General features: G+C 63.6%; 31 protein-coding genes. 17 read left to right on the forward strand and 14 right to left on the reverse strand.

Features of this window, described 5'->3' with window-relative positions; all coding sequences use genetic code 11:
• Window positions 1-23 precede the first annotated feature (23 nt).
• The 6 genes from NKJ13_RS26660 to NKJ13_RS26685 all read left to right on the forward strand — a co-directional run bounded on the left by NKJ13_RS26660 (window position 24) and on the right by NKJ13_RS26685 (window position 6,711).
• Window positions 24-248: a hypothetical protein gene (locus tag NKJ13_RS26660; protein ID WP_023675682.1), complete on the forward strand. Its 225-nt coding sequence runs from the start codon at window positions 24-26 to the stop codon at window positions 246-248.
• Window positions 249-335: 87 nt separating this feature from the next.
• Window positions 336-2,834: a DNA ligase D gene (gene ligD / locus NKJ13_RS26665; protein WP_352740061.1), complete on the forward strand. Its 2,499-nt coding sequence runs from the start codon at window positions 336-338 to the stop codon at window positions 2,832-2,834.
• A gap of 231 nt (window positions 2,835-3,065) precedes the next feature.
• Complete coding sequence (gene ku, locus NKJ13_RS26670; RefSeq protein ID WP_352644978.1) at window positions 3,066-3,980, forward strand: non-homologous end joining protein Ku; 915 nt, start codon at window positions 3,066-3,068, stop codon at window positions 3,978-3,980.
• Window positions 3,977-5,071, forward strand: a complete 1,095-nt coding sequence (locus NKJ13_RS26675) for a tetratricopeptide repeat protein (RefSeq protein ID WP_352740063.1) — start codon at window positions 3,977-3,979, stop codon at window positions 5,069-5,071. Before ku ends, NKJ13_RS26675 begins: the two co-directional genes overlap by 4 nt.
• Before the next feature lie 215 nt (window positions 5,072-5,286).
• Window positions 5,287-5,931, forward strand: coding sequence for an alpha/beta hydrolase family protein (locus tag NKJ13_RS26680; RefSeq protein WP_352778826.1), 645 nt, complete (start codon window positions 5,287-5,289; stop codon window positions 5,929-5,931).
• Between the two features lie 9 nt (window positions 5,932-5,940).
• Entirely contained in the window at window positions 5,941-6,711 is a 771-nt protein-coding gene (locus NKJ13_RS26685) for an exodeoxyribonuclease III (protein ID WP_352778828.1), read from the forward strand.
• 39 nt (window positions 6,712-6,750) lie between these two features.
• Here the strand turns inward: NKJ13_RS26685 and NKJ13_RS26690 are convergent, their stop codons facing one another.
• Complete coding sequence (locus NKJ13_RS26690; RefSeq protein WP_352705263.1) at window positions 6,751-7,215, reverse strand: GFA family protein; 465 nt, start codon at window positions 7,213-7,215, stop codon at window positions 6,751-6,753.
• 158 nt (window positions 7,216-7,373) lie between these two features.
• Between NKJ13_RS26690 and NKJ13_RS26695 the strand changes: the two genes are divergently transcribed.
• On the forward strand, window positions 7,374-7,523 hold the full coding sequence (locus tag NKJ13_RS26695; protein WP_352705261.1) for a hypothetical protein: 150 nt from the start codon (window positions 7,374-7,376) through the stop codon (window positions 7,521-7,523).
• 24 nt (window positions 7,524-7,547) lie between these two features.
• Here NKJ13_RS26695 and NKJ13_RS26700 read toward each other — a convergent pair whose 3' ends face one another.
• Window positions 7,548-7,748, reverse strand: a complete 201-nt coding sequence (locus tag NKJ13_RS26700) for a tautomerase family protein (protein WP_352475732.1) — start codon at window positions 7,746-7,748, stop codon at window positions 7,548-7,550.
• A gap of 35 nt (window positions 7,749-7,783) precedes the next feature.
• Entirely contained in the window at window positions 7,784-8,524 is a 741-nt protein-coding gene (locus NKJ13_RS26705; RefSeq protein WP_352740067.1) for an SDR family oxidoreductase, read from the reverse strand.
• 100 nt (window positions 8,525-8,624) lie between these two features.
• Here NKJ13_RS26705 and NKJ13_RS26710 point away from each other — a divergent pair, with 100 nt between their 5' ends.
• Complete coding sequence (locus tag NKJ13_RS26710; protein WP_352778832.1) at window positions 8,625-9,530, forward strand: LysR family transcriptional regulator; 906 nt, start codon at window positions 8,625-8,627, stop codon at window positions 9,528-9,530.
• Between the two features lie 326 nt (window positions 9,531-9,856).
• Here the strand turns inward: NKJ13_RS26710 and NKJ13_RS26715 are convergent, their stop codons facing one another.
• Window positions 9,857-10,408 (reverse strand): DUF4019 domain-containing protein, encoded by a 552-nt coding sequence (locus NKJ13_RS26715; RefSeq protein WP_352507786.1) that lies wholly within the window; start codon window positions 10,406-10,408, stop codon window positions 9,857-9,859.
• Window positions 10,409-10,619: 211 nt separating this feature from the next.
• Between NKJ13_RS26715 and NKJ13_RS26720 the strand changes: the two genes are divergently transcribed.
• Together NKJ13_RS26720 and NKJ13_RS26725 are read left to right on the forward strand one after the other, a co-directional pair.
• Complete coding sequence (locus NKJ13_RS26720) at window positions 10,620-11,147, forward strand: isochorismatase family protein (RefSeq protein WP_502896258.1); 528 nt, start codon at window positions 10,620-10,622, stop codon at window positions 11,145-11,147.
• A gap of 158 nt (window positions 11,148-11,305) precedes the next feature.
• Complete coding sequence (locus NKJ13_RS26725) at window positions 11,306-12,928, forward strand: ABC-F family ATP-binding cassette domain-containing protein (RefSeq protein ID WP_352691415.1); 1,623 nt, start codon at window positions 11,306-11,308, stop codon at window positions 12,926-12,928.
• Between the two features lie 50 nt (window positions 12,929-12,978).
• Here NKJ13_RS26725 and NKJ13_RS26730 read toward each other — a convergent pair whose 3' ends face one another.
• Complete coding sequence (locus NKJ13_RS26730) at window positions 12,979-13,410, reverse strand: SAM-dependent methyltransferase (RefSeq protein ID WP_352691413.1); 432 nt, start codon at window positions 13,408-13,410, stop codon at window positions 12,979-12,981.
• A gap of 457 nt (window positions 13,411-13,867) precedes the next feature.
• On the opposite strand from NKJ13_RS26730, the gene NKJ13_RS26735 reads away from it, so the two are divergent.
• Together NKJ13_RS26735 and NKJ13_RS26740 are read left to right on the forward strand one after the other, a co-directional pair.
• A complete protein-coding gene (locus tag NKJ13_RS26735; protein WP_502896256.1) occupies window positions 13,868-15,061 on the forward strand; it encodes a KamA family radical SAM protein in 1,194 nt (397 codons plus the stop codon).
• A gap of 153 nt (window positions 15,062-15,214) precedes the next feature.
• Window positions 15,215-15,466: an exopolysaccharide production repressor protein gene (locus NKJ13_RS26740; protein WP_302896853.1), complete on the forward strand. Its 252-nt coding sequence runs from the start codon at window positions 15,215-15,217 to the stop codon at window positions 15,464-15,466.
• A gap of 307 nt (window positions 15,467-15,773) precedes the next feature.
• Here NKJ13_RS26740 and yghU read toward each other — a convergent pair whose 3' ends face one another.
• Window positions 15,774-16,661, reverse strand: coding sequence for a glutathione-dependent disulfide-bond oxidoreductase (gene yghU, locus NKJ13_RS26745; protein ID WP_352691410.1), 888 nt, complete (start codon window positions 16,659-16,661; stop codon window positions 15,774-15,776).
• A gap of 248 nt (window positions 16,662-16,909) precedes the next feature.
• Here yghU and NKJ13_RS26750 point away from each other — a divergent pair, with 248 nt between their 5' ends.
• Window positions 16,910-17,815: a S1C family serine protease gene (locus NKJ13_RS26750; RefSeq protein ID WP_023675699.1), complete on the forward strand. Its 906-nt coding sequence runs from the start codon at window positions 16,910-16,912 to the stop codon at window positions 17,813-17,815.
• 15 nt (window positions 17,816-17,830) lie between these two features.
• Here the strand turns inward: NKJ13_RS26750 and NKJ13_RS26755 are convergent, their stop codons facing one another.
• The 5 genes from NKJ13_RS26755 to NKJ13_RS26775 form a co-directional block, all read right to left on the reverse strand.
• The gene (locus NKJ13_RS26755; protein WP_352752593.1) at window positions 17,831-18,442 is read right to left on the reverse strand and encodes a hypothetical protein; all 612 of its coding nucleotides are present in this window, start codon (window positions 18,440-18,442) and stop codon (window positions 17,831-17,833) included.
• A 43-nt stretch (window positions 18,443-18,485) separates the two neighbouring features.
• A complete protein-coding gene (locus NKJ13_RS26760; RefSeq protein WP_023675701.1) occupies window positions 18,486-18,650 on the reverse strand; it encodes a hypothetical protein in 165 nt (54 codons plus the stop codon).
• Between the two features lie 241 nt (window positions 18,651-18,891).
• The gene (locus tag NKJ13_RS26765) at window positions 18,892-19,074 is read right to left on the reverse strand and encodes a DUF3606 domain-containing protein (RefSeq protein ID WP_023675702.1); all 183 of its coding nucleotides are present in this window, start codon (window positions 19,072-19,074) and stop codon (window positions 18,892-18,894) included.
• 11 nt (window positions 19,075-19,085) lie between these two features.
• Window positions 19,086-19,394, reverse strand: coding sequence for a hypothetical protein (locus tag NKJ13_RS26770; protein WP_023675703.1), 309 nt, complete (start codon window positions 19,392-19,394; stop codon window positions 19,086-19,088).
• Window positions 19,391-19,774 carry a hypothetical protein gene (locus tag NKJ13_RS26775; protein ID WP_352778830.1) on the reverse strand — a complete coding sequence of 128 codons (384 nt, stop codon included), beginning with the start codon at window positions 19,772-19,774 and terminating at the stop codon, window positions 19,391-19,393. The genes NKJ13_RS26770 and NKJ13_RS26775 overlap by 4 nt, the downstream gene beginning before the upstream one ends.
• 280 nt (window positions 19,775-20,054) lie before the next feature.
• On the opposite strand from NKJ13_RS26775, the gene NKJ13_RS26780 reads away from it, so the two are divergent.
• Window positions 20,055-21,014, forward strand: a complete 960-nt coding sequence (locus tag NKJ13_RS26780; RefSeq protein WP_352740083.1) for a prohibitin family protein — start codon at window positions 20,055-20,057, stop codon at window positions 21,012-21,014.
• Between the two features lie 60 nt (window positions 21,015-21,074).
• On the opposite strand, the gene NKJ13_RS26785 is transcribed toward NKJ13_RS26780, so the two are convergent.
• Window positions 21,075-21,641 (reverse strand): RBBP9/YdeN family alpha/beta hydrolase, encoded by a 567-nt coding sequence (locus tag NKJ13_RS26785; RefSeq protein ID WP_352705247.1) that lies wholly within the window; start codon window positions 21,639-21,641, stop codon window positions 21,075-21,077.
• Between the two features lie 111 nt (window positions 21,642-21,752).
• Between NKJ13_RS26785 and NKJ13_RS26790 the strand changes: the two genes are divergently transcribed.
• Window positions 21,753-22,226 carry an Lrp/AsnC family transcriptional regulator gene (locus NKJ13_RS26790; RefSeq protein WP_352472087.1) on the forward strand — a complete coding sequence of 158 codons (474 nt, stop codon included), beginning with the start codon at window positions 21,753-21,755 and terminating at the stop codon, window positions 22,224-22,226.
• Here the strand turns inward: NKJ13_RS26790 and NKJ13_RS26795 are convergent, their stop codons facing one another.
• A complete protein-coding gene (locus NKJ13_RS26795; protein ID WP_254819628.1) occupies window positions 22,227-22,703 on the reverse strand; it encodes an Lrp/AsnC family transcriptional regulator in 477 nt (158 codons plus the stop codon).
• Window positions 22,704-22,860: 157 nt separating this feature from the next.
• Here NKJ13_RS26795 and NKJ13_RS26800 point away from each other — a divergent pair, with 157 nt between their 5' ends.
• Together NKJ13_RS26800 and NKJ13_RS26805 are read left to right on the forward strand one after the other, a co-directional pair.
• Complete coding sequence (locus tag NKJ13_RS26800) at window positions 22,861-23,613, forward strand: tryptophan 2,3-dioxygenase family protein (RefSeq protein WP_352705245.1); 753 nt, start codon at window positions 22,861-22,863, stop codon at window positions 23,611-23,613.
• Between the two features lie 261 nt (window positions 23,614-23,874).
• A complete protein-coding gene (locus NKJ13_RS26805) occupies window positions 23,875-24,306 on the forward strand; it encodes a DoxX family protein (protein ID WP_254819626.1) in 432 nt (143 codons plus the stop codon).
• A 39-nt stretch (window positions 24,307-24,345) separates the two neighbouring features.
• Here the strand turns inward: NKJ13_RS26805 and NKJ13_RS26810 are convergent, their stop codons facing one another.
• Entirely contained in the window at window positions 24,346-24,651 is a 306-nt protein-coding gene (locus NKJ13_RS26810) for a hypothetical protein (protein ID WP_254819625.1), read from the reverse strand.
• Window positions 24,652-24,924: the final 273 nt, after the last annotated feature.

A 24,924-nucleotide genomic window follows, 5' to 3' on the forward strand; every position in this document is an offset into this window, starting at 1 on the left:
CGGCTTGTGCGTGAGTAACCAGCATGGCCAGTTCCGTCGCCAGTCAGAAATCCAAGCGCGCCGCGGTGCGGAACGCGCTCGACCGCCACAAGGTGTACATCACCGCGCAGCGTTTTTCGGCCGGCAGCTACAGCGCGCGCGTGCTGGTCGACGGCGAGGCCTATTGGGTCGACGAATTCCGGCTCAGCCAGCTGCAGCAGGGCCTGTCGCCGGCCGAGCTCGAATTGACGCCGGCCACCGACGATTGAGCGGCGTGACGCCGACCTGCCCGATGCTGACAAAATGATTCAAGACATGCGCATCAAGCCGTTGTTTTTGCGCAAGAGCATGTGGCCGTGACCGCCCCGCCAAAGCTCAAGGCCTATCGCGCCAAGCGCGAGTTCACGAGGACGCCGGAACCAGCCGGCGGTCTGGTTGCCGATGAGGGCAATCGTTTCGTCGTTCACAAGCATCACGCCACCGCCGATCACTACGATCTGCGCCTGCAGGTCGGCGACGTGCTGAAGAGCTGGGCGGTGCCGCGCGGCCCGTCGCTCAATCCGGCCGATAAAAGGCTGGCGGTCGAGACCGAGGACCATCCGCTCGAATATATCGACTTCGAAGGTGTCATTCCCGAAGGCGAATATGGCGGCGGGCCGATGATCGTCTGGGACACCGGCATCTGGGCGCCGATGGACGATGTCGAGAAGAGCCTGCGCACCGGTTCCTTCAAGTTCCGCCTCGCCGGCGAAAAGCTGAATGGCGGCTGGATGCTGACGCGACTGAAACCGAAGCCCGGCGAGGATGAGGGCAAGAAGAACTGGCTGCTGTTCAAGGAGCGTGATCTGGCCGCCGACGCCAAGCTCGACATACTGGAAGCCCGGCCGGAAAGCGTCAAATCCGGACGCCGCATCGAGGAACTGGTGGCAACGCCGAAGCCGGCCGCCAAGCCTGCCAGGCCGGTGGTGCTGAAGCCAGGTGCTTTGCCGGGCGCCGTCAAGGCGCCGCCGCCTTCCCGGATCGAGCCGCAGCTGACTACGCAGGTTCCGAAGCCGCCGGGCGGCGATGACCCAGCGGCCCGAACGGGCGAAGTCTGGCTGCACGAGATCAAATTCGATGGCTACCGCACCATGGCGCATCTCGCTAACGGCGCAGTCAGGCTGATCACCCGCGCCGGCCTCGACTGGACGAAGCGTTATGGCGACCTGCCGCTTGCCTTCGCCAGGCTGCCGTGCCGCGAGGCGATCATCGACGGCGAGGTCGTCGCGCTCGACGCCAAGGGCATCAGCCGCTTTGCCCTTTTGCAAGACGCGCTGGCCGAAGGCGCCGGCAACAAGCTCCACTTCTACGCCTTCGATCTTCTGTATCTCGACGGCTGGGACCTGAGACAAGCGCCGCTCCGCCGGCGCAAGGCGCTGCTTTCGCAATTGCTGTCCGGTCTCGGCGCCAATTCGGCCATCCAGCTCAGCGATCATGTCGAAGGAGACGGCCAAGCACTTTATGACCAGGCATCCGAGATGGGGCTCGAGGGTGTCGTCTCCAAGCGCGCCACGGCAATCTACCAGAGCGGCCGTACCAAGACCTGGACCAAGACCAAGGCGCTTCAGACCGGCGACTTCGTCATCGCCGGCTACACAGTCTCCGATGCGGCAGAGGGGTTGGCTGCACTTGGCCTCGGCGAATTCGAAGACGGCGAGCTGCACTATCGCGGCAAGGTCGGCACCGGCTTCGATGCGGGGACCGCCGGCGAATTGCTGGCCAGGCTGGAGCCGCTAAGGGCGGGTGCGTCCGCGCCCGAAGGGGTTCCCCGCGAAATCATGCGCGAGATGAAGTGGGTGCGGCCGCTGCTTTCGGCGCACATCCACTACGCCAATCGGACCACCGACAATGCGCTGCGCCATGCCGTGTTCCGCGGCCTGCGCGACGTCGGCCTGTCGACGCCGGTTTCGGCCAAGCGCAAGCGGCTGATCGCCGAGGCCGACCTCGCCACAATCTGGGTGACCAACCCGACGCGGCGGCTGTTCGGCAAGACCGGCCCGACCAAGCTCGACATTGCCGTCTATTACGCGCTGGTCGGCGATTTCATGCTGCCGCACATTCTCGGCCGGCCGGTGTCGCTGGTGCGCTGCCCGACCGGCAGGCCGCAGGACTGTTTCTTCCAGCGCCACGCCTTCACCGGCATGCCGTCCTCTGTGGCGACTTTCGAAGCGACCAATTCGGAGGGCGAGACCAAATCCTATCTCTCGGTGGAAGACGCCAAGGGCTATCTGGCGCTGGCGCAGTTCGGTGTCGTCGAGTTCCACACCTGGGGCACCCATCGCACGCGGCTCGACAAGCCGGACCTGATCGTTTTCGACCTCGACCCGGGCGAGGGGATCGCCTGGCGCGAGGTGGTTGAGGCGGCGGTGCACATTAAGGGCGAGCTGGAAGCGCTAGGGCTGGTGCCGTTCGCCAAGACGTCCGGCGGCCACGGCATCCACATATCAGTGCCGGTGACGCAAAAGCAGAACTGGAAGAAACTGCACCAGGCGACCAGCGCCATCTCGACGCATCTTGCCGCCACCGCGCCCGACACTTTCACCACCACCATGGGCAAGGATAACCGCAAGCGGCGCATCTTCATCGATTATCACCGCAATGCGCGCGGCCACACTTCTGCGGCTCCCTATTCGCTGCGCGCCCGCACCAATTTGCCGGCCTCGACGCCGGTGAGCTGGAGCGATCTGGAATCCATCGACGCTCCGCAGGATCTGAATTATTCGTCGCTGCCTGGCCTGCTGGCGACGTCAGGCGATCCCTGGGCCGACATGGAAGATTTCGCCCGGGATTTGCCGTTGATAGCCACCGCGAGGTAGTTCTGCGGGCCCAGACTCCATCGACGCTCCGGAAAATTTGAATTATTCTTCGCCATGGACCTCTTGCGTGCAGGCGGCTCTCAGCGGAGGAAGATTTCGCTAGGGATTTGCCGGTATTGTAAGGGCCCGGTATTGTAAGGGCAATGTAGGATTTCGGCAGTCCCGTTCGTCCTCCGGACGAATGAACGCTGCGAACTGTTCGACAGCACAAGGCCGCGTAGGAGTTATTTCATGGCGCCCAGGGCAAGTTGGAAAGGTTACCTCAAGCTCAGTCTGGTCAGCTGTCCGGTCCGGCTCTATCCGGCGACGAGCGCCAGCGAACGCATCAGCTTCAACCAGCTGCACAAGAAGACGCACAACCGCATCAACATGAAGCCGGTCGACCCCGAGCTCGGGCTGGTCGAGCGTTCGGACCTGGTCAAGGGCTACGAATACGAGGACAAGCAGTACATCATCATCGAGGACTCCGATCTCGATGCGGTGCGCATCGAATCCAACCATACGATGAACATCGAGGCTTTTGTCGACGAGCATTCGGTCGACGTCATCTATCAGGACGCGCCCTATTACCTGGCGCCGGATGGCGCAATGGCCGAGGAGACCTTTGCCGTGCTGCGCGAAGCGATGCGCAAATCGGGCAAGCTGGCGATCGCCCGCCTTGTGCTGTCCAGCCGCGAGCGCGTCGTGACGATCGGCGCGCGCGAGAACGGCATGTTCGTCTGCACCTTGAGGAATCCGAACGAAGTGCGTGGCACGGCTGAATATTTCGGCAATATCCCGGCCGGAAACCCCGATCCCGAAATGCTGCAATTGGCCGAAGCGCTGATCAAGCAGAAGGAAACCGCCTTCGATCCAAAGAATTACGAGGACCGCTACGAGATCGCGCTGATGGCAATGATCCGCGAGAAGCTCAAGGGCCACAAGCCTATCATCGCGGCGGCGCCTGAGCGCGGCAATGTCATCAACCTCATGGATGCGCTGAAGGCGAGCCTGTCGCAATCGGCCAAGCCGCCGGCCAAGTCCAAGAGCAAGGCCGATGAAACGGCCAAGCCCGCGGCGAAATCCGCCAAGGCCGGCGCCGCCGCGGCCAAGGATAACCCGCTCAAGGCGAACCTTCTCAAAGCCGTCGGCAAGAGCAAGGCGTGACGGCTCTCGCCGGCACGGTCTTCGGCATCGTCGGTGCGCTGGCGGCCTTCCCGCTCAGGCTGGCGGCGCGCGAGGTCGAGCGTCGGCACGGCCAGTTGCGGCGCGGCGTCACTCGGCGCACCACACATGTCGTGTTGGGCCGCATGTTGCTCGCCAGGGCCGGCGATACCGAGATTGAACGCCGCGTCGTCACCGAGCGCGCGGCCGGGCGCAAGCTGGTCAGCGAGAACGGCTTCCTGCGCCTGCTCGGGCTGATGAAAGCGCCGGAGGCTTCGGCGCTGTCGCGGCAGTCGCTGATCGACCAGTCGCGGCTGACCGGCGCGGATCTCGACCTTTTGTCGCTGTTCGATGCCTTCGAGCATGATTGCGAACCGTATTCCTTTCGCGACCTGATCCTCGCCCGCAAATATGCCGGGCTGGTTGCCGGCGGCGCCTCGTGGGGGGCGATCGCGCGCTCTGTGCATCGCTCGGGCCCGGTCGCCTCGCTCACCGCCAAGTCGCTCGCCGTCGGCTCGCAGCATGGGAGGGCCGACGCGATCTATCTCGAGGGAGGCCAGAGCGAACTCGACGGCCAGCTGCTGTTCGATCTGGGAACGCGGGATGACGACACGCTGGAAGAGCTGTTCGCCGATGCCGAGGCGGCGGAAGAGGCTGAAGACCACGAGCAGGCGGCGGCACTCTACCAGCGCTGCCTGGCCATCGACCCGAGCGATGCCATCGCCGCCTTCAACCGCGCCAACTGCCTGCGCGCGGCCGGCCACGCGGCCGAGGCGGCGCACGACTATGCCCGCGCCATCAAGTGCGACCCCGGCTTCGTAGAAGCCTGGTTCAATCTTGCCGGGCTGATGAGCGAAGAGGGGCGGGTAGCCTCGGCGCGCCGCCATTTGCTGAAGGCGATCGCACTCGATCCCAATTATGCCGACGCGGTGTTCAACCTTGCGAGGCTGGAGTTCGATGCCGGCAATTTCGCCGAGGCGCGGCGTCGCTGGGTGCGCTACCTCGAACTCGACGCCAATTCCGAATGGGCGCGTATGGCGGCCAAGGGGATACAGTTCGTGGATTTGCAGCTGGCGCGGCTGTCGGCGGGGTGAGGTAATCCAATGCCTGCGCTTGAACGCCCCCCTCTGTCCTGCCGGACATCTCCCCCTCAAGGGGGGAGATCGGCAGCTTCGGTGCCCCGCGTGCCTTTCAGCTTTAGTGGTTGGCGAAACCGGCGGCGACATCCAATCTCCCCCCTTGAGGGGGAGATGTCCGGTAGGACAGAGGGGGGTGGGACGGAGCGCGGCCTCTATAAGTGGACCGCCCCATGACCACCTTCCTCTTCGACGGCCCCGACACCGCCGCCATCACCATCCTGCTCGCGCATGGCGCAGGCGCTCCTATGGACTCGCCCTCGCTGACAGCCACGGCAAAAGCGCTCGCCGCGGCCGGTTTCCGCGTCGCGCGCTTTGAATTCCACTACATGGCCGCCCGCCGCTACGGCCATCGCAAGCCGCCGCCGCGCGCCGAGACGGTTAACCCGGAATACGTCAAGGCGATCGCCGACCTCCGGGCGAAGGGCGTGGAGGGTCCGCTCATCATCGGCGGCAAGTCGATGGGCGGACGCCTCGCTTCGATGATCGCCGACGAGATGTTTTCGAAGGGCGAGATCTCGGGCCTGCTTTGCCTCGGCTACCCCTTCCATCCGCCGGACAAACCGACGCAGCTTCGGACAAAGCACCTCGCCGATCTCAAGACGCCGACATTGATCCTCCAGGGCACGCGCGACGAGTTCGGGACCAAAGACGAGGTCGCGACCTATGCTCTGTCCGAGGCGATCGAGATCCTCTGGCTGGAAGATGGCGACCATGATCTGAAGCCGCGCAAAAACATCTCCGGCTTCTCCACCGCCGATCATCTGAAGACGCTCGCTGATGCAGTGAAGGCGTGGACCGAACGCATCGTGCGCTGAAGCAGGCCGATGAAGATCGCCACCTTCAACGTCAACAACATCAACAGCCGGCTGCCGAACCTGCTCGCATGGCTGGCCGCCGCCAAACCCGACATCGCCTGCCTGCAGGAGCTCAAGGCGAGACAGACGCAGTTTCCGCGCACTGCGCTGGCGGCCGCCGGCTACGGCGCGGTTTGGGTCGGGCAGCCGACCTGGAACGGCGTCGCCATCCTTTCGCGTGGCGCAGAACCCGTTCTGACCCGCGAGGCGCTGCCCGGCGACGATAGCGACCAGCAGGCGCGCTACATCGAGGCGGCGGTCAACGGTATCGTCGTCGCCTGCCTCTACGCGCCGAACGGCAACCCGCAGCCCGGCCCGAAATTCCAGTACAAGCTCAACTGGCACGAAAGGCTGGAGGCGCATGCGGCGCAGTTGCTCGACACCGGCCTGCCCGTGGTGCTGGCCGGCGACTACAACATCGTGCCCGAGGCGCGCGACATCTACCCGACCCGCTCCTATGACGACAACGCGCTGGTGCAGCCGGAAAGTCGCGCATCGTTCCAGCGGCTGCTCGACCAGGGCTGGCTTGACGCGCTGCGCAAGAAGTACCCGACGGAGACGCTCTACACATTCTGGGACTATCGCCGCAATCGCTGGCCGCGCGATGCCGGCCTGCGGCTCGACCACATCTTGCTCTCGAAGAAGCTGTCGCGCCGGCTGGTAGCGGCGGGCATCGACCGCGACGTGCGCGGCGAGACCGGCGCCAGCGATCACGCGCCTGTCTGGGTGGAGTTGCGGTGAAGCACGAAGACTGGCCCCGCCTTTCCGGGCGCCAACCAGTCAGCTTGGCCGCGCCGCTTCACGGGCGAATGCTTCGATCAAAGGGGCGTATCCCTCAAGGTCGGGCTGCGTAGCAAAACTGTGGGTAGCGGCGGTCGAAGCCCAGGGCAGCCTTTCCGATGTGAAGACTTCGACGAAAGGCACATACCAATGGTGCTCGTTCAGCATGGTCGCGCGAATGTTGACGAAAAAGTCCAGGCCATGCGGACGCGTGAACATCCAGTTCTTGCAATGCGGGCAGTAGAGTTGCCGGTGCGGGCCGTGCAGGCCGCCGACCACCGGCTCGCCTTGGGTGACGGCGAAACCGTCGCTCGGCACGGCGATGGTCAAGGAATACGCGCTGGCGCTCAGTTTCTGGCAGCCGGTGCAGTGACACGCCGTCGTCAGCAAAGGCGGCGCACTTACGCGAAAGCGTATCCCGCCGCATAGGCAACCGCCGTCCCAAGGTAGCTTCCAATCGTCCATGGCTGGCCTCGCGTTAGCCTCTGCCAGCGATCTAGCGCGCGACCGCCATGCTGCAATCTCTCCCTTGACGGTCCCTCAAAGAAGGCATCGGCAGCTTAGCCGTCCCCGAACCCGCGTTCTCGCGGCCGCGGTGATCGCAAGTTGAAGCGATCACATGATTGACGAAGCTGTTCGCGCCGAACCAGCGGGTGAACTGGCATTTCGTTGCCGACATGCCGTTGCGCGTCTCGTCGCTGCGCGGCCTTGGCGCCTATTGCAACGTCTTTTCCATCGAAAGCTTCATGACGAGCTGGCGCTCGAGCGGGTGAAGGCGGTGCTTAGGGTTCAGGATTTTATCCTGCCCCAGGAATCGTGAACACCACGTCGGCGCGGCCGTAGCCGCCATCGGCGACCTCCTCGATCAGCACCATGGTGTAGGGGCGCACGCCTTCGCCGAACATTTCGACGAACAGGGCTGTGGTCTTGTGGACGAGGTCCTCCTTCTGTGCGGCGGACAGCGCGCGCTCAGGTACCTTGAAGTTTGCAAAGGGCATGACGTCGATTTCCTGTTGGTTGTTGGAAGGTAAAGTCAGACCGTGCCGCCATTGGCGCGCAGCACCTGGCCGTTGACCCAGCCGCTGTCCGGTCCGGCGAGGAACGACACCACGCCGGCGATGTCGGCGGGCTGGCCGAGCCGCCCCAGCGGGATCATCCTGGTGATCGTTTCGACCAGTGCCTCAGACTTGCCGCCGAGGAACAGCTCGGTGGCCACCGGCCCCGGCGCCACGACATTGACTGTGATGCCGCGCGGCCCGAGTTCCTTGGCCAGCACATGCGTCATCGCCTCGACGCCGGCCTTGGTGGCAGCGTAAACGCCGTAGGTCGGCTGGTAGAGCCCGACCACGCTGGACGAGAAGCTGACGACGCGGCCGCCGTCGCGCAGCCTTCGTGCGGCCTCGCGCATGCCACGGAAGACGCCACCAAGGTTCACCGCGACCTGCTGCTCGAAACCGGTGTCGTCCATCTGCGCGATCGGCGCGAGCTTCATGATGCCGGCGTTGTTGACCAGCACGTCGAGGCCGCCAAACGCCTGCTCGGCTGCGCCGAACAGATGCGCCACGCCTTTGGGATCGCCGACATCGGCCTGAACGGCGATCGCCGTGCCGCCCGCCGCCTCGATCCCGCGCACCACGCCTTCGGCTGCTTCGGCGCCCCTGGCATAGTTGACGACGACCGAAAAGCCGTCGCGTGCCAGCCTTCTGGCAATTTCGGCGCCGATACCCTTCGAGGCGCCGGTTACCAGCGCCACCTTTGCATTCTGCGCAGTCATGTCAGCTCTCCAATTCTTGTCGGCTGAAAATAGGCGATAAATCCTGCGGGATAATCGCTCGGGACTTGCCAACACCATTCGGATATGGCGAACAATGGCGATGGACAGTCTCGACCGGATGCGCCTGCTTGCCCGTGTGATCGAGCGCGGCAGCTTCACCGCGGCCGCCGCCGATCTGTCGATGTCGCGATCGAGCGCCACCGAGGCGATCAAGGATCTCGAGGCGCGGCTGGGGGTGAGGCTGCTGGAACGGACCACGCGCCATGTCAGGCCGACATTGGACGGCCAGGCCTATTACCAGCGCTGCCTCGCAATCCTTGCCGATGTCGAAGATGCCGAGGCCGGCTTTCAATCGGCGCAGCCGCAAGGCCTTTTGAGGATCGACGTGCACGGCTTCATGGCCCGCCATTTCATCCTGCCGCGGCTCACCGAATTTCTCGACCGCTACCCCGGGATCGACCTGCATATCGGCGACGGCGACCGGCTGGTCGATCTGGTGCGCGAGGGCATCGACTGCGTGCTGCGTTCCGGCGAACAGGCCGACAGCGGCATGATCGTGCGGCGGGTGGCAACATTGCGCGAAGTCACCTGCGCCAGCCCCGCCTATCTCGAAAAGCACGGCATGCCGGCAACCCTCGACGATCTCGAAGGCCATCTGATGGTCGGCTTCCGCTCGTCGCGGACCGGCGAGATCATGCCGCTCGAATTCACCGTTGGCGGCGCGTTGCGCTATGTCACGCTGCCGAACCGGGTGACGGTCAACGGCTCCGACACGATGGCGGAGCTGGCGCGTCTCGGCTTCGGCCTGGTGCAGGCGCCGCATTACCGCTTCGCCGGGGATTTCGCACGCGACACGCTTGTCGAAGTGCTGCCGGATTACCCGCCGTCGCCGACACCGCTGTCGGCGCTCTACCCACAGAACCGCCAGCTCGCGCCACGGGTACGCCTGTTCATCGACTGGGTGACCGGGATTTTTGGCGAGGATGGGACATCGGGCCGGGTGTGATCGTGCACCGGGGGCCGCCGGCTACTTTGCGAAGGGCCCGTTCCTTCGGGCCCGAGGGACCCCAAGGGGGAATTGAACTGCCCCTCCACTTTCGCCAACCTCCAAACCGCAAGAAGGGCACCATCGTGCGGCTTTAGGACGGGCGCGCCGCCGGCGCCTATGAGCTGACAGGTGGGATTGGATGAGGACAGACGCTGCGATCTCCCCGCGTTCATCATCCTCGGCCGGCAAACTGTAGGAGTTCACCGACATCGTTGCGCTGATCGAAGCGAGGGAAACCGAAAAGCCGATGGTTGCGGAAGGTACAAAAACGGACCGCCTCACCTTCACGATGGAAAATTCGGACAGTTAGCCGACAACTCGGCCCATGCTCGATCCAATTCGAGTTTCGATTGGGTCTTTTCAATGCTTTTCGCGGTAGAGTTGTCGATGAAGTTGCTTTCGACCCGCATGACTCGAAAATTTCCACCTGACGGCCGCTGATAGAGGACAATATAGCCGCAGTAACGATCGATGTTTTCAAACTTCGCCGCTATGTCGACTGCGGCATAGACGCCAGGAAAGGCAGCGTTCTCTGGGTCCTTCAACCACGTGAATTTGAGTAGCCGGCGCTCGCGCACAGCGCCGGCCTGAGAATGAAAATGTTTACTTTGCTCCACGAAGGCGTTCGATGGGATCGAAGCTTTGGCGGTATCAGTTATCATTTCGTATGCCCGCCCATACTCTTGGCTATCGAGCGAAAGGAAATAGCGACCAACCGTTTCCGTTGCATCTCGAACCGCGTCCTCCGAGGGCGTCCACTCTTGCGATTGTGCGGGTAGGATCGCAACCAACACCGAAGTCACGATCGCAAGGAAAGCTACGGCTGCATGTGTCATGGGAATTTCTTCGCAGGAGCTTGCCACGAATGCAATCCGGTCACGGCCGATAGCCGGAATTTCGAACTGACCCACATCCCAATGGCGCGCTATGTTAGCGCCGCTGCAAGCGGATTGTCACATATCTCGAACTCCAGCCACTTGCGGTTGCCCGTGCGCGCCATCGCGGCCCTGATCCTTGATCAGCTCCGCCCTCGTGCTATAAAAAACCATGTCAGGGACCAGCCCCGCGGCCACGGCGCCGCTCATCGTGATCGACCTTCAGACCGGCATGTTCGACGGTGTTGCCGAACCGCCGATCCATGATGCCGACGGCATCGTTGCCCGCACCCGGGCGCTGATCGAATGGGCACGGCGCAGCGGGCGCAAGGTCGCCTTCATCAGGCATGACGGGCCGCAGGGCGATCCACTGGCGCCGGGTGAGCCGGGCTGGCCGGTGTGGCCGGCGCTCGGCCAGGCCGAGGACGAGCCGACGTTCGCCAAGCGTGTCGGCGACGCGTTCAGCAATGCCGCGCTTGCAGAATGGGTGGCCGGGCAGGGCGCCGGCGAGGTCGTTCTGATCGGCGCGCAGACCGATTTCTGCGTGGCGGCCACGGTGAAGGGCACCGTGGTTTCCGACGCCCACAGCACGCTCGACGCGGCCAGCGAGACCGCCGCGGAGATCATCGCCCGGCACAATGCGGCATTTGCCGCCGCCGGGGTCAAGCTGGCGACGACAAAAGCCCTGACCGATAGCTGATCCGCCGGCTCATCCCTACGCCGTCAAAGCCTGATCCAGCCGGGAAGCAACTGGGTTCAGACAATTTGGCGCGGGGCGCCTCACTACTGCGGGCTTCCGCCGGCGCGGCCTATCGCGTATTGGCGCGAGAACTCTCCTTTGGCCTTTCCTGGAAAACCATGATTCGTCTCGAAAGCATCAGCAAGCAGAACGGCCGGCAGATCGTCTTCATCGAAGCCTCCGCCGCGTTGCAGAAGGGCGAGAAGGTCGGGCTGGTCGGGCCTAACGGCGCCGGCAAGACAACGCTGTTTCGCATGATCAACGGCGAGGAGCAGCCTGACGAGGGCCAGGTCTCGGTCGATCGCGGCGTCACCATCGGCTATTTCAGCCAGGATGTCGGCGACATGTCCGGCCGCAGCGCCGTTGCCGAAGTGATGGACGGCGCCGGGCCGGTGAGCGAAGTGGCGGCCGAGATGCGTGAGCTCGAGCACGCGATGGGCGACCCCGATCGCGCCGGTGAAATGGACGAGATCATCGCCCGTTACGGCGAGGCACAGCACCGCTTCGAGGAGCTCGACGGTTACGCGCTGGATGGGCGTGCTCGCGAGGTGCTGGACGGCCTTGGCTTCAGCCAGGAGATGATGGACGGCGACGTCGGCAAGCTGTCCGGCGGCTGGAAAATGCGGGTGGCACTGGCCAGGATCCTTTTGATGCGGCCCGACGCCATGCTGCTCGACGAGCCGAGCAACCATCTCGACCTCGAAAGCCTGATCTGGCTGGAGCAGTTCCTGAAGAACTACGACGGCGCGCTGCTGATGACCTCGCATGACCGCGAGTTCATGAACCGCATCGTCAACAAGGTGGTCGAGATCGATGGTGGCTCGCTGACCGCTTACTCGGGGAATTACGAATTCTACCAGCAGCAGCGGGCGATCGCCGACCGGCAGCAGCAGGCGCAGTTCGAGCGCCAGCAGGCGATGCTGGCCAAGGAGATCGCCTTCATCGAGCGCTTCAAGGCGCGTGCCTCGCATGCCGCGCAGGTGCAGAGCCGGGTGAAGAAGCTGGACAAGATCGACCGGGTCGAGCCGCCCAAGCGCCGCCAGAAAGTGTCGTTCGACTTTCAGCCGGCGCCGCGCTGCGGCGAGGACGTGGTGACGCTGAAGAACGTGCACAAGGGCTATGGCAGCCGCTTGATCTACGCGGGATTGGATTTTCAGGTGCGCCGCCGCGAGCGCTGGTGCGTGATGGGCATCAACGGCGCCGGCAAGTCGACGCTGCTGAAGCTGGTCGCTGGCGCTTCCGAGCCGGACAATGGCACGGTGGCGCGCGGGCCCAGCGTCAAGATGGGCTATTTCGCCCAGCACGCCATGGAAGTGCTGGAGGGCGAGTGCACCGTGTTCCAGACACTGGAAGATGCATTTCCGCAGGCCGGCCAGGCGCCGCTCAGGGCGCTGGCCGGCTGCTTCGGCTTTTCCGGCGACGAGATCGAGAAGAAATGCCGCGTGCTGTCGGGCGGCGAGAAGGCGCGGCTGGTGATGGCGCTGATGCTGTTCGATCCGCCCAATTTGCTGGTGCTGGACGAGCCGACTAACCACCTCGACATCGCCACCAAGGAGATGCTGATCACGGCACTGTCGCAGTACGAGGGAACCATGCTGTTCGTCTCGCATGACCGCCATTTCCTGGCGGCGCTGTCGAACCGGGTGCTGGAACTGACGCCCGAGGGCATCCACACCTATGGCGGCGGCTATACCGAATATGTCGAGCGCACCGGGCAGGAGGCGCCGGGGTTGCGGAGCTGAGGCGCGCACCCAGCTCTGCCGCTCGATTCCGGAGGCTAAGCACGAGCTGTTCAGCCGTGTATCGCAATTTCGCGCAGCGGATCGCCGCCGTCGATGAACAGCCGGCCTTGCGCGGTCAACGCCGCGCCGAGCCGCTGCAGGGCGATTTTTCCTGCTTCGGGATGACGCCCGTCCAGCGCGCCGACGCGCACCGCAACGGCAATGTCGAAGTGCTTCTCGTCGGCCTCCAACTCGAAATCCTCGATGGCGACCTGGCGAAGGCTCAGCCGGCCTGCCGCAATCTCGGCGCGCGAAGCGGCCCCGGCCTGCGCGATGGCCTTGGCCGAGCGGTCGATCGCCAGCACGTGCCCGCCGCCGATCCGGCGCGCGATCTCGCGCGCTGCAGCACCCGGCCCGCAGCCGATCTCCAGCACTCGCATGCCCTGCCGCAAGGGCAGCGCATTGACAATCTCCAACAGCCTTGGCGACAAGTCGTTCGCCATACGCTGTTCTCCAGCTTTTTCGCAATCCGAGATTAGCGACCGCGGCCGGCGACGGGAAGGCCGAGAGACGCGGGCATCGCCGATGTGTTCAGCTGGTATGTTCAGTTGGGTGCTGCTTGAGCAGGGGGCATGATCGACATCGAAGAGGTCGACGATCCGGTCTCAGCCGCGGGCGACCGGGCGGACCCCGAGCGGCCCGGCGTCGTTGACCTGAGGGGTAGGGAGGGACTGGCGCCGAGCCTAACCGGTTGGGGGGTAGATGACCGGCCGTTTATGTGTATACGCTCAAGCTAATATGAGCGCAAGCTAATGTTGTGTCTCAGCGCTGTTGGACGATTGTGCCGATCAGTGGCCGGTTGTGGCTTCCTGCCGCGCCCTCCAACCCGGCCAACACCGCTTATTGTCTTCAAGTCCTGGCTCCAATGCTGTACCCCGGCCGAAATTGAAGGAGCCTGCAATGACCTCACATCCCGACATCCCCGACGCCAGCATGGCGGTCGATGCGGCCGGCATGACAGCCGATGACCGGCGCGCTCGCGAAGCGGATGCCGCATGGCGGGACGATGTTCGCGTCGGCGTGCGGCATGTAGGCGATCTGGATTCGCTGCCGCTGTCGCCAGCCGAGCGGGCGGCGGCCGAAGCTGCGGCCACGCGCCACAAGGTTCGCATCCCCAAGGCCTATCTCGACCTGATCGACTGGAACGACCCCGCCGATCCGATACGGCTTCAGGTCATCCCGTCGCCCGACGAGCTGGCAGAGCAGGAGGGCGAGCTCGACGACCCGATCGCCGACCACGCCTTCAGTCCGGTGCCGAGATTGACGCATCGCCATGCCGACCGGGTTCTGCTGTTCCCGACCTATCAATGCGCCGTCTATTGCCGGTTCTGCTTTCGCAAGGAGCAGCTGACCTCGATCGGCCGCGGCTATACGCGCGAAGCTCTCGACGAGGCCTTCGCCTATATCGCGGCCCATCCGCAAATCCGCGAGGTGATCCTGACCGGCGGCGACCCGCTGTCGCTGCCGGACAAGGCGCTGGCGGAAATCCGCGCCCGTCTCGAGGCGATCCAGCACGTGCGGCTGTTGCGCATCCACACTCGCGTACCCGTCGCGCTGCCGTCGCGCGTCACCGGCCGGTTGGTTCAAGCCTTGCAGGGCCGGCTGATGGTCACTGTCGTCACCCATTTCAACCATCCACGCGAAATCACGGAGGCGACCGAGCGGGCCTGCCGTACTTTAAGGCAGGGCGGCTTCGTGCTGCTGAACCAGAGCGTTCTGCTGAAAGGCGTGAACGATACGGTCGAGGTGTTGGAAGAGCTGTGCCGCGAGCTGATGTATCGCCTTGGCGTCAAACCCTATTACCTGCACCACGGCGACCTCGTGCGCGGAATGGCGCACCGGCGCACCACGATCGCCGAGGGCCAGGCGCTGGTCAGCGCCTTGCGTGCGCGCCTGTCCGGCATCTGCAATCCCGTCTACGTGCTGGACCTGCCGGACGGCGGAGGGAAAGTCCCGCTCGGCCAGTCCTATCTCGAGGCGTGCGAAGGGGAGACGTGGCGAATACGTGGGCTTGATGGGGTTGTGAGGGGTTATGGAGAGCTGGTCGGGGAGGAGGGACGCGCAGCCGCCGTCCAAGCCAGCCCACCTTGGTGACCTGACACACAGCCCTTGATCACGGAAGCATGCGTTAACTGCTGTTCTATTTGGTGGTTGCGCAATTGCCAAAATAGTGAAAACGTTGCTCCGGGGTAATGGGTTAGGGGAGTTCGTCCCGGCTGTTGCGAGTTACGGGGCGGCGCAAAAGCCATGAACTTTCCACGGTTCCTGGTGGGGCTGACCACCATATCGTCCATCGTGGCGATCTCGACTTACCTTGCGACGGGTTCAATCTGGAAGACGCTGGCCTGGACGATCTTGACCTTGATCGTCATGCAGGTTGGATATTTCCTGTTCGTCGTCCGGTTGATCTACGGATCCGGGGCGAAAAGCGCGGAGGTAAAGCCGCGGCGTCTGAGGGCAGTGCCGCCGAACCGTCGAGGTCGCGTTCAGCTTATGTAGTAATGTCCCATATAGATATGATGGTCTAGACAGGACATGTTCGGTTCTGGGAATGTGCATTGGACGTTCCGCTAGTTTAGTCAACTAATATATATCGCCCAACTCATATGGTCGTTTTTGAGCTAGCGGGAAAACCTGCCTGCTGCTTGTACGACCGTGCCCAACGCCACATTTTACAACCGGCTGGCAAGCTCCCTTTTTCCCTTTTGTTGATGCCGGCTGTGGATGGCGGCGGTAGAGACGGCCTGAGCAGTCGGCCGAAGCTGCCGATCTCCCCTACAAGGCGGGAGATCGGCGCGTCGTCGGCTTAGCTTTTGGCCGCCGCGAGCTTGTCTTGCGTCTTGGTCTCGAAATCGCTGGCATCATGGCGCTCGTGCAGTTGCATCGAAGGCTCGCCGAAGGTGCGGTTGACCATGCGGCCGCGCTTGACCGCCGGCCGCGCGTCGATGGCGTCGGCCCAACGCTGCACGTTCTTGTACTGCTCCACCTCCAGGAACTCGCCGGAATCGTTATACATGCGGCCCTTGGCCAGCCCGCCGTACCAGGGCCACACCGCAATGTCGGCAATCGTATAGTGGCTGCCGCCTAAATACTCGCTTTCAGCGAGGCGTCGGTCGAGCACGTCCATCTGCCGCTTGGTTTCCATGGCGAAGCGGTCGATGGCATATTCGATCTTCGTTGGCGCATAGACATAGAAATGGCCGAAGCCGCCACCGAGATAGGGTGCCGAGCCCACCTGCCAGAATAGCCATGACAGGGTCTCAGCGCGAGCCGGCTGCTCCGTCGGCAGGAATTCGCCGAATTTTTCGGCGAGGTAGAGCAGGATCGAGCCGGATTCGAAGATGCGGACCGGCTTTTTCCCACTGCGATCCATCATGGCCGGGATCTTCGAGTTCGGGTTGACCTCGACGAAGCCGCTGCCGAACTGGTCGCCGTCGTTGATCCTGATAAGCCAGGCGTCGTATTCGGCGCCGCTGTGGCCGAGCGCCAGAAGTTCCTCCAGCATGATCGTCACCTTGACGCCGTTCGGTGTCGCCAGCGAATAAAGCTGCAGCGGATGCTTGCCGACCGGCAGTTTCTTGTCGTGCGTCGGGCCGGCGATCGGCCGGTTGATGCTGGCGAAAGCGCCGCCATTTGCCTTGTTCCAGGTCCAGACTTTCGGCGGCGTGTATTGGTCCGTTGCGTAGTCGTTCATTTGGCAGGCCTTTGGAAGGGTTGGGTTGGGAGGATATCAGATATCAACGTGGGTAGTGGCGGAGGAACTTTGCATAGGGCAGCTTGGGATAGCCGTAGGTACAGATAGGGCTGCCGGCGCTGTTGCAAAACCCGGCGCAAACGGCGCGGCGCCGGTCCACGCCAAAGCCGGCGCCACCTCTTGCGCCTGATCACCTGCGCCATACCTATAGCCCATATCAGCCTGCGAACATTGCCAGGAACCAAAGCATGAATATCGAACCCCTTTTGCGATCCATCGTGGCCGTCCGCGCCACCGTGCCAGAGGACGCCTTCACGGCAAATACACTTGGCACCCGCCGCGAGGGCAGTGGCGTGGTCATCCGCGGCGACGGGCTGGTACTCACCATCGGCTATCTCATCACCGAGGCCGAGGAGGTCTGGCTGGCCGACCAGGACGGGCGCGTGGTTCCCGCCCATGCGCTCGCCTACGACCAGGAGTCGGGCTTCGGCCTGGTGCAGGCGCTGGCGCCGCTCGGGCTGCCCGCCATTGCGCTCGGCGATGCGTCCAGGGCCAAGATCGGCGATCCCGTCGTGCTCGCCGACGGCGTCGGCCGCTCCGTGCGGGCGCGGATCGTCACCAAGCAGGAATTCGCCGGCTATTGGGAATATCTGCTCGACGAGGCGATCTTCACGGCGCCGGCTCACCCTTCATGGGGCGGCGCCGGCCTCATCGGCGCGGATGGCAGGCTGCTCGGCATCGGTTCGCTGCGCCTGCAGATGAGCCGCAACGGCGAGGTCGCCGACATCAACATGGTGGTGCCGATCGATCTTCTGCCGCCCATCCTCGACGATCTGCTGACGCGCGGGCAGGTCGCCAGGCCGCCGCGGCCGTGGCTCGGCGCCTTCTCGGCCGAGAGCGACGGCAAGGTCGTGGTGATGAGCGTCGCCGAGGGCGGTCCAGCCGCCCAGGCGGGCCTTCGCCAAGGCGATGTCATCTCGGATGTCCGCGACACGGCGGTCGATGGGCTTGCCGATTTTTATCGCAAGCTTTGGAAGAGCGGCCCGGCGGGTGCCGAGATCCCGCTCCGGGTGCTGCGCGACGGCCGCGAAACCTGGCTGCGCGTCAAGTCCGCCGATCGCAACAGTCTGCTGTGGAAGCCGCCGCTGCAGTGAGGCAACCGAAACCTCTCACTCTCCGCAAGCGCTGAAGCCAGTGCCCGGAGTCCATTCCGCAAATGGGATGACCTTGCCTTCGACCGATACGGTCGCTTGCCTGGTGCTGCCGTCCGCCAACTTCTTGCTGCTTTTGCCCTTGCCGGTCAGCACATTGTAGTCGCAGTCGCCGGCAACATTGTCGTCCATGTAATCCCAATATTCATAGGCAAAACCGGCGACGACGAACGTGCCGTTGCGCCAGGCGAGCGTCAGCGTCTTGTTGGTCCGCTCGCTGCCGATCTCCATCGCCGGAACATAGAGCTTGATCGAGCCGTTGGGGAGCGCAGTGAGTTCGGGCTCGGTGTCGGATCTGGCGGGGCCCGGCCGCTCGTAATCCTTCCATTCGCCGTAAATCTGTTCATGCACGACCCCGGCAGGTCTGAGAAAATTACCGTCGCGGTCCCTGAGGAACAAATGCAGATCCATGGGATGGCCGGGCTCGGTCTCGACGATCATCGCCAGATCGGCGGCACCGTCGCCGTTCCAATCGCCGGTCGCCGCGGTGATGATCTTCTGCGTCTCGATCGGTTCTGCCAGTGCGGCCGCCGGCAGCAGCAGGACCAGACCGAATATTGTCGATCGCATGAAAATCCTCTTCGCCTGGACAGGCCTGAGACGCACGCGCTTCTCAGGAGGCCCGGCTCTGCCGCGTCTCGGAACGGCTCGTCTCGTTGAGCAGCCGGCAGAGCGAAACCGCTTCACGACGGCTCAGGCCGATCAGCGCGATTTCCGAAAATTGCGCCGGCAGATCGTGAACGATGTCCCACACCATCCAACGGCCGTTCGGCTCCATGACACATTCATAGCGCAATAATTGTTCCTGCATCCGACCCCCGGCTTTGCTCACCGGACTGGTACAGCGTCGAGGTAAATGAGTTGTTGCGCGGCGAGAGTATTCCGCGGCTGTCAAAACCAGGCGTTGAATCCCCACAGGGGCGAACCCGACAGGTCACGGCTGACGGTGCCGATACTCTCGACAAGGCGGCAGGGCAGGGACGCTTCCGGCGTGAACGGCGGCCGCCGCCAGAATTGGTTCAGGCGTTGCGGCTCGCCATATGCGCGTCGAGCTTCCTCCTCGAGGGGCCGTAACGCTTGATGATGGTCGCGGCCTCGCTTTGCGGTATGCCGTATTTGCGGGCAAAGGCAGCGACCTCGTAAGGCTCTTCGCCTGAGACCAGTTTGCGATCCTGCTTGGTCTTGGATTTGTCGTCGGCCATGGCGTCCTCCATCACATCTGGTCGTTATAGGGCTCCTTGGTCCGGCCGACCATCCTGGCCAGTTCGGCAAAGGACGGCACGCCGGTTTCGCCCTGGGCATTGTTGGCCGCCTGCAGCAGCCTGAGCGGAAAGCAGACGGCGTCGCGGTTGGATGGCGACATGTCTTCATAGAGACGCTCGTCGCTGGTCATCGCCGCCTCGGCCCGGCGCAACGCCATGTCGACCTCGTCGACCGACAGCAGGCCCTTGTGGACCAGCGCGTTGTTGACGGCCGCGATCGCCATCATCAATCCTTCGAGTTGGAGATTGGCGACGTTCATCGTTTTGCGTCCTCGCCGGGCTTCTTGGCGGTGGCCTTGTGGTCTGGCCGGATCGCTGCGCGCGGCGGGTTCTGGCCCTCCGAATGCCGGGTCTTGTCGTCGAAATCGTCAGCCGGCCTGGTCAATCCCATGCCGCCGGGAGGCGGCTTGTTGCCGGCCGCATCCTGCGAAAATTGGTCGGCCGCGTCGGGGCTCATCTTTGCCGGATATTTCCTCGCTCCGGTCTCGTAGCGGTTCGGGTCGTCGGCCATGTCCTGTGCTCCCGTTGCAATGAGCAGATAACTTTCATGCGGCGGCAGCGGTTCCGTGGCGAAATCGACGTTGCCGGTGCGCAAGCCGTCGCAATCTGTCGGGTTTTCGTGCATCCTTGTGCATGCCAACGATGCTTCGCTCCGACGCGCCGGCAAAATGCTGCTCCTACTGCGGTGGGCGCGACCACGACTACGAGGATTGCCCGAAGCGCAAAAGCGATGCCGAACGGCAGAAGGAGACGCCAGGCAACGCGTACTGCCGCGGCTGCAGGGGAAATCCGCTAGCCAGCCTGAACCACCCCGCCGGTCCGGGGCCGGCCGGCGCGAAGATCCTTCCATGTCGAGAGGATTGCAATGCCGCCGCTATTGTGGGCAAAAGCAGCACGGGCAATCGGGTTGGGGTGGGGTAATGACCGAAACGCAAGGCAATTCAGGCCGTCCGCAGGGCAAGCCGGGGACGGCGTCGGGGTCGATCGGTTCCGGCCTGGTCGCACTCCTCATCGTGGCGCTCGGCATCTTTGCGCTGTTTGGATCCTGGTACACGATCGATCAGGGCGACCGCGGCGTGCTCTTGACCAACGGGGCGCTGAGTTCGGTCGTCGATCCCGGACTGCATTTCAAGCTGCCGTGGTTACAGCGCGTCGAGAAGATCAGCCTGCGCCAGCAGGTGCTCAAATGGGGCTGCGAGAACCAGAACGCTTGCGGCGGCCTGCCGGCCATGCAGGCCTATTCGCGCGACCAGCAGCCGGCCGACATGCGCGTCACCGTCAACTTCCACGTGCCGGCCGCCGAAGTCAGCAACGTCTACACCAATTACGGATCGATCGAGGCACTGGCCGACCGTGTCATTGCCAGGAAAGCACCGCAGGAGATCAAGACCGTGTTCGGCCAGTACGACGCGGTGTCGGTTATCCAGAACCGGGCGAAGTTCAACAAGGACGTCGCCGACGCCATCGCGGCGGTAACCGACGGCCCGGTGATGATAGACAGCGTGCAGGTCGAGAACATCGACTTCTCCGACGCCTACGAGCAGGCGGTCGAAGCCAGGATGACGGCGCAGGTGGAGGTGCAGAAGCAGGAACAGAACCTGCAGCAGGAAAAGATCAAGGCCGATATCGCTGTCACCCAGGCCAAGGGCCGCGCCGACAGCGTCAAGGCCGAAGCCGAGGCCAGCGCCTACAAGACCAGGGTCGAAGGCGATGCGACCGCGGGCGCCATCAAGGCTCGCGCCGCCGCAATCGCCAACAATCCGCTGCTGGTCGAACTGACCAAGGCGGAGAGATGGAACGGCGAATTGCCGAAGTCGATGATCCCGGGTTCGACAGTGCCGTTCCTGGAGCTCAGCACACCTGCCGCAGCATCGAACTGAGGCGCGGCGCCGCGGCGCAAACCAGATCAGGACGGCGGCAAGGTAGCCGTCCCATTGCGGTCACGGCTGAAGCACGGCGCCTCGGGCGCTTGCTTGCGTTCGCCCGAGAAAAGCCGTCAGCAGCTCCATTCCCACCGGCCAGTCGCCGAGCCCGCTGTCGCCATTGATGTGGCCAAGCGGCCCGGCGATATGGAGATCGCTGCCCCAGCGCTCGGATTTCGCCCTGACATAGTCCAGCGAGCCGTAGGGATCGTTGGTGCTGGCGACAATCAGCGACGGAAAGCGAAGCCGTTGTTGCGGCGCGTCGGCGAAGGCCCGGGCGGAGGAGGGGAAGGCCGGCGACGCAGGGTCCGGAACCGCGACCAGCAACGCGCCGCTGATCTCGCGAGGGGAGATCCGTTGCCAGTGTACGACCAGCAGACAGCCGAGGCTATGGGCGACGAGCACCGGCGGTGTCCATGCCTGGCATACAGCGGTTTCCAATGCTGCCACCCAGTCGTCGAAATCCGGCGCGTCCCAACTCGCCGGATTAAACCGCCGCATCGCCGGGTTTGCCTGCTGCCAATGAGTCTGCCAGTGGGCTTTGCCCGATCCGTCGATGCCCGGCACAATGATGAATTCGGTCATGCGAAGCCCTTCTTTCCTGATGCAGCGCGTGCAATTCTAGGTCTTCTCCCCGGCGGCGGAATGAGAGATCATCGGAAAGCGGCAAAGAAATCCGATGGATTAAAGGCGATCATGCGGAACGGCGATTACCGGCCAAGGCTCGATCCCACCGATCTGGCGATCATTGAGATCATGCAGGAGGATGGCCGCATCGGCATCTCCGAGCTTGGCCGCCGCGTCGGACTGTCCCAGCCCGCCACCTCGGAACGGGTGAAGCGGCTGGAGGAGCGCGGGGTCATCACCGGTTACAAGGCGGTGATCAATTCGGCAGCGCTCGGGCTCGGCACCATGGCGGTCATCCGCCTGCGCACCACGCATGAGCATATCCAGGCCTGCCTGAAGAAGTTCGCCCAATTGCCGGAGGTGGTCGAGGTGCTGCGGGTGACCGGTGAGGATTGTTTTCTGGTCAAGGTCGTGGTCCCGTCACCGCCCGACCTTGAAAGCATCGTCGACAGCATCGGCCGGTACGGCACGGTGACGACAAATGTGGTTCTGCGCGCCGAGCAACCGAAGCGGCTGGGACGCGAATTGATGACCAGGGCCTGACTATCGCTTGGTCTGCGTATGCCCGACGGCATTGGCGAACGAGATGCCGCCCTTGATCTCGCGCATCGCCATCGAGGTAATCGTGCGCCGCACGCCGGGCAGCCGGCTGAGCTCCTCGCGCAGCATCCTGTCGAGCGCCATCATGTCGACGGTGACGATCTGCAGGAGATAGTCGGCCTCGCCAGTCGTGGCGTGGCAGCGGCGGATCAGCGGATGCTGTTTGACCGCCGCCTCGAAGGCGTCCGACAGTTCGAAATCGATCGACACCTGGATGAAGGCTTCGATGCCGAAGCCGAGCTTGGCCGGGTCTATGCGGGTCGAGTAGCCGCGGATGACGCCGGCATCCTCCAGCGCCTTGACCCGCTTCCAGCACGGCGTCTTGCTCAAGCCGACCTCGTCGGCGAGCGCGGCAAAGGAGGTGCGGGCATCGCGTTCGAGCGCCGCGACGATCTTCCGGTCGACCGCATCCAGCATCATTCGTTCTTCCTGTCTGCTTCAGAAGCAGCTTTCGTCCTTCATTTCTCGCCAATCGAATAACAGAAAGGGACAATGTTCGGCAAGAAAGCGATTAGACTCGGGGGACCGGGATCCAACAAACGCCTGCGGCCCAACGGCCGCGGCAAGGAGCATGGCCATGGACAAGCAGGACTATTATGCCCGCATCGAAACGCCTGAGATGCGCGACTATGGCGTCTACCTCAAATGCGACAGGCTGCTGGCCTGCCAGAAGCCGCTGGCCGAGATGGTCAATGCCGACGAGCTGCAGTTCCAGATCGTGCACCAGGTCGAGGAGCTGTGGATGAAGCTCATCGCCTACACGCTGATCGACGTCGTTGATTTCCTGGAAAAGCAGGACACGCATCGCATCGTCACGCTGATGGGGCGCGTGCACCGGCTGATGCGGCTGATGACGGCGCAGCTCGACCTGCTCGAAACCATGTCGCCCAAGGAATACCAGCAGATCCGGCTGCAGCTCGGCAATGGCAGCGGTCAGGAATCGCCGGGTTTCAAGCAGCTGTTGCGTCTGCCGCCGGATCTGTGGCGGGCCTTCAAGGCGTCATACCTCGACGGCCGCGGCCTCTCGGTCGAGGATGTCTACGATACCGGCTACGATCACGGCGACAGCTATGTCGTTGCCGAAGCGCTGGTCGAGTTCGACGAGCTGTTCCAGAAATTCCGCGCCAACCACCTCTACCTCATCCACCGCACGATCGGCCTCGGCGCGAAATCGCTGAAGGGCAGGCCGGTCGAATTGCTGGAGGCCGGCGCCCGCCACCGCTTCTTCCCGGAACTGTGGGACATACGCTGGGCGATGACCGACCGCTGGGGCAGCCAGTATGGAACCGTACGGGAGCCGATCAGCAAGCCGGGGGTGAACTTAGGGTAGTTCCAGGCTCGGGTTCCTCGCCTCGCGGCGGAGAGAGGGCCGCGAAGCGGCCGGAGAGGGCCTTTCTTTGCCGGCGCAGTCCCCTCTCCGTCGCGGCTTCGCCGCGCCACCTCTCCCCCATGAATGGGGGCGAGGAACCTGGTCTTGCGAGGCCTTCTCCCCGCGCACTTGTCTCCTGCAGGTTTTTCGGGGGATGATGTCGGGCTTGCGGCTGGTGGTGCGTCCTTGGGGCACAACCATCGTAACTCTTGGGAGGAGGTCGTGACCTTGGAAACCGCTCAATCAACCGTCCAGTCGCCGTGGCAGACCGCGGCAATCCTCATCGCCCGCCTGATCTTCGCAGCCGTCTTCCTGATGGCCGTGATCTTCAAATTCGTCGATATCGGCGCCACCGCCGGCTATATCGCGGCGGCCGGGTTTCCATTCCCGCTCTTCCTGGCCTGGTGCGCAGCCCTGCTTGAGGTCGTCCTCGTTCTATGCTTCCTGACTGGCGCCTTCTTCTCATGGGCAGCACTCGTCGCCGGCGCCTATGTGCTGTTCCTGGGCTTCGCCTTCCACGGGCCGTCGCACTGGGCCGGCAACCAGGCGGAGTTCGGCTTCTTCGTCGATCACTTCACCTTCCTGGCCGGGCTGCTGTTTGCCGCCGTGCACGGGCCGGGCCGCGTCCTGGCGCTGAGGCTTGGCAGGGGATGATGCCAAAGCTTGCTGCGGCGGTCATCCTCGATCGCCGCTTCACATCTGGTCGTTGTAAGGTTCCTTGATCTGACCAACCATGCGCGCCAGTTTCGAGAAGGACGGCATGTCCGTCTCCGGCTGACACTGATTGGCCAACTCCAGCAGTCGGATCGGGAAGTTGACGGCGTCGCGGCTCGACGCCGACATGCCCTCGGACCTTTCCTCGTTGGTCTCGCTGGCTTCGGCCTTGCGCAATGCGATATCTATATCCTCGACGGAGAGCACGCCCTTGCGGACCAGGACCTGATTGATCGATGCGATGGCCATAAGCAGGCCTTCGAGTTGCAGATTGGCGACGTTCATGATTTTTGCTCCCATTGGCTAAGGGTCAAACGCGCGAATGCCTGTTCTGATCCGGACGGTGGCGTCTCGCCGGACATTCCAGTGTGCTTCGCCAATCGGCTACTCTGCGTTTTTTCGCGTCTCAGGTGAATTTTGTTCTTGCTTTGTGCCGGCAGCTATGCTACTAATGTGGGTATGGTGCTAATTGGCTCCAACGACCCGCCCGCCGAGGCGGGTTTTTGTTTCAGGCTTCTTTTTCGATCAGACGTTACGTGAGCTGGCTATGAAGTCGGC

The organism is Mesorhizobium sp. M0174 (assembly GCF_040322275.1).
Taxonomy (GTDB): Bacteria; Pseudomonadota; Alphaproteobacteria; order Rhizobiales; family Rhizobiaceae; genus Mesorhizobium.

Bases quoted from the DNA above. Each gene is read 5' to 3' on its own strand.
- NKJ13_RS26785 (WP_352705247.1), bottom strand. From the start codon at position 21,641: ATGACCGAATTCATCATTGTGCCGGGCATCGACGGATCGGGCAAAGCC.
- NKJ13_RS26660 (WP_023675682.1), top strand. From the start codon at position 24: ATGGCCAGTTCCGTCGCCAGTCAGAAATCCAAGCGCGCCGCGGTGCGG.
- NKJ13_RS26690 (WP_352705263.1), bottom strand. From the start codon at position 7,215: ATGGACGATTGGAAGCTACCTTGGGACGGCGGTTGCCTATGCGGCGGG.
- NKJ13_RS26755 (WP_352752593.1), bottom strand. From the start codon at position 18,442: ATGCGATCGACAATATTCGGTCTGGTCCTGCTGCTGCCGGCGGCCGCA.
- NKJ13_RS26795 (WP_254819628.1), bottom strand. From the start codon at position 22,703: ATGATGCTGGATGCGGTCGACCGGAAGATCGTCGCGGCGCTCGAACGC.
- NKJ13_RS26710 (WP_352778832.1), top strand. From the start codon at position 8,625: ATGGACAGTCTCGACCGGATGCGCCTGCTTGCCCGTGTGATCGAGCGC.
- NKJ13_RS26735 (WP_502896256.1), top strand. From the start codon at position 13,868: ATGACCTCACATCCCGACATCCCCGACGCCAGCATGGCGGTCGATGCG.
- NKJ13_RS26720 (WP_502896258.1), top strand. From the start codon at position 10,620: ATGTCAGGGACCAGCCCCGCGGCCACGGCGCCGCTCATCGTGATCGAC.
- NKJ13_RS26715 (WP_352507786.1), bottom strand. From the start codon at position 10,408: ATGACACATGCAGCCGTAGCTTTCCTTGCGATCGTGACTTCGGTGTTG.
- NKJ13_RS26760 (WP_023675701.1), bottom strand. From the start codon at position 18,650: ATGGAGCCGAACGGCCGTTGGATGGTGTGGGACATCGTTCACGATCTG.
- NKJ13_RS26770 (WP_023675703.1), bottom strand. From the start codon at position 19,394: ATGAACGTCGCCAATCTCCAACTCGAAGGATTGATGATGGCGATCGCG.
- yghU (WP_352691410.1), bottom strand. From the start codon at position 16,661: ATGAACGACTACGCAACGGACCAATACACGCCGCCGAAAGTCTGGACC.
- NKJ13_RS26730 (WP_352691413.1), bottom strand. From the start codon at position 13,410: ATGGCGAACGACTTGTCGCCAAGGCTGTTGGAGATTGTCAATGCGCTG.
- NKJ13_RS26810 (WP_254819625.1), bottom strand. From the start codon at position 24,651: ATGAACGTCGCCAATCTGCAACTCGAAGGCCTGCTTATGGCCATCGCA.
- NKJ13_RS26800 (WP_352705245.1), top strand. From the start codon at position 22,861: ATGGACAAGCAGGACTATTATGCCCGCATCGAAACGCCTGAGATGCGC.
- NKJ13_RS26765 (WP_023675702.1), bottom strand. From the start codon at position 19,074: ATGGCCGACGACAAATCCAAGACCAAGCAGGATCGCAAACTGGTCTCA.
- NKJ13_RS26725 (WP_352691415.1), top strand. From the start codon at position 11,306: ATGATTCGTCTCGAAAGCATCAGCAAGCAGAACGGCCGGCAGATCGTC.
- NKJ13_RS26740 (WP_302896853.1), top strand. From the start codon at position 15,215: ATGAACTTTCCACGGTTCCTGGTGGGGCTGACCACCATATCGTCCATC.
- NKJ13_RS26680 (WP_352778826.1), top strand. From the start codon at position 5,287: ATGACCACCTTCCTCTTCGACGGCCCCGACACCGCCGCCATCACCATC.
- NKJ13_RS26780 (WP_352740083.1), top strand. From the start codon at position 20,055: ATGACCGAAACGCAAGGCAATTCAGGCCGTCCGCAGGGCAAGCCGGGG.
- NKJ13_RS26700 (WP_352475732.1), bottom strand. From the start codon at position 7,748: ATGCCCTTTGCAAACTTCAAGGTACCTGAGCGCGCGCTGTCCGCCGCA.
- NKJ13_RS26750 (WP_023675699.1), top strand. From the start codon at position 16,910: ATGAATATCGAACCCCTTTTGCGATCCATCGTGGCCGTCCGCGCCACC.
- NKJ13_RS26705 (WP_352740067.1), bottom strand. From the start codon at position 8,524: ATGACTGCGCAGAATGCAAAGGTGGCGCTGGTAACCGGCGCCTCGAAG.
- ku (WP_352644978.1), top strand. From the start codon at position 3,066: ATGGCGCCCAGGGCAAGTTGGAAAGGTTACCTCAAGCTCAGTCTGGTC.
- NKJ13_RS26790 (WP_352472087.1), top strand. From the start codon at position 21,753: ATGCGGAACGGCGATTACCGGCCAAGGCTCGATCCCACCGATCTGGCG.
- NKJ13_RS26685 (WP_352778828.1), top strand. From the start codon at position 5,941: ATGAAGATCGCCACCTTCAACGTCAACAACATCAACAGCCGGCTGCCG.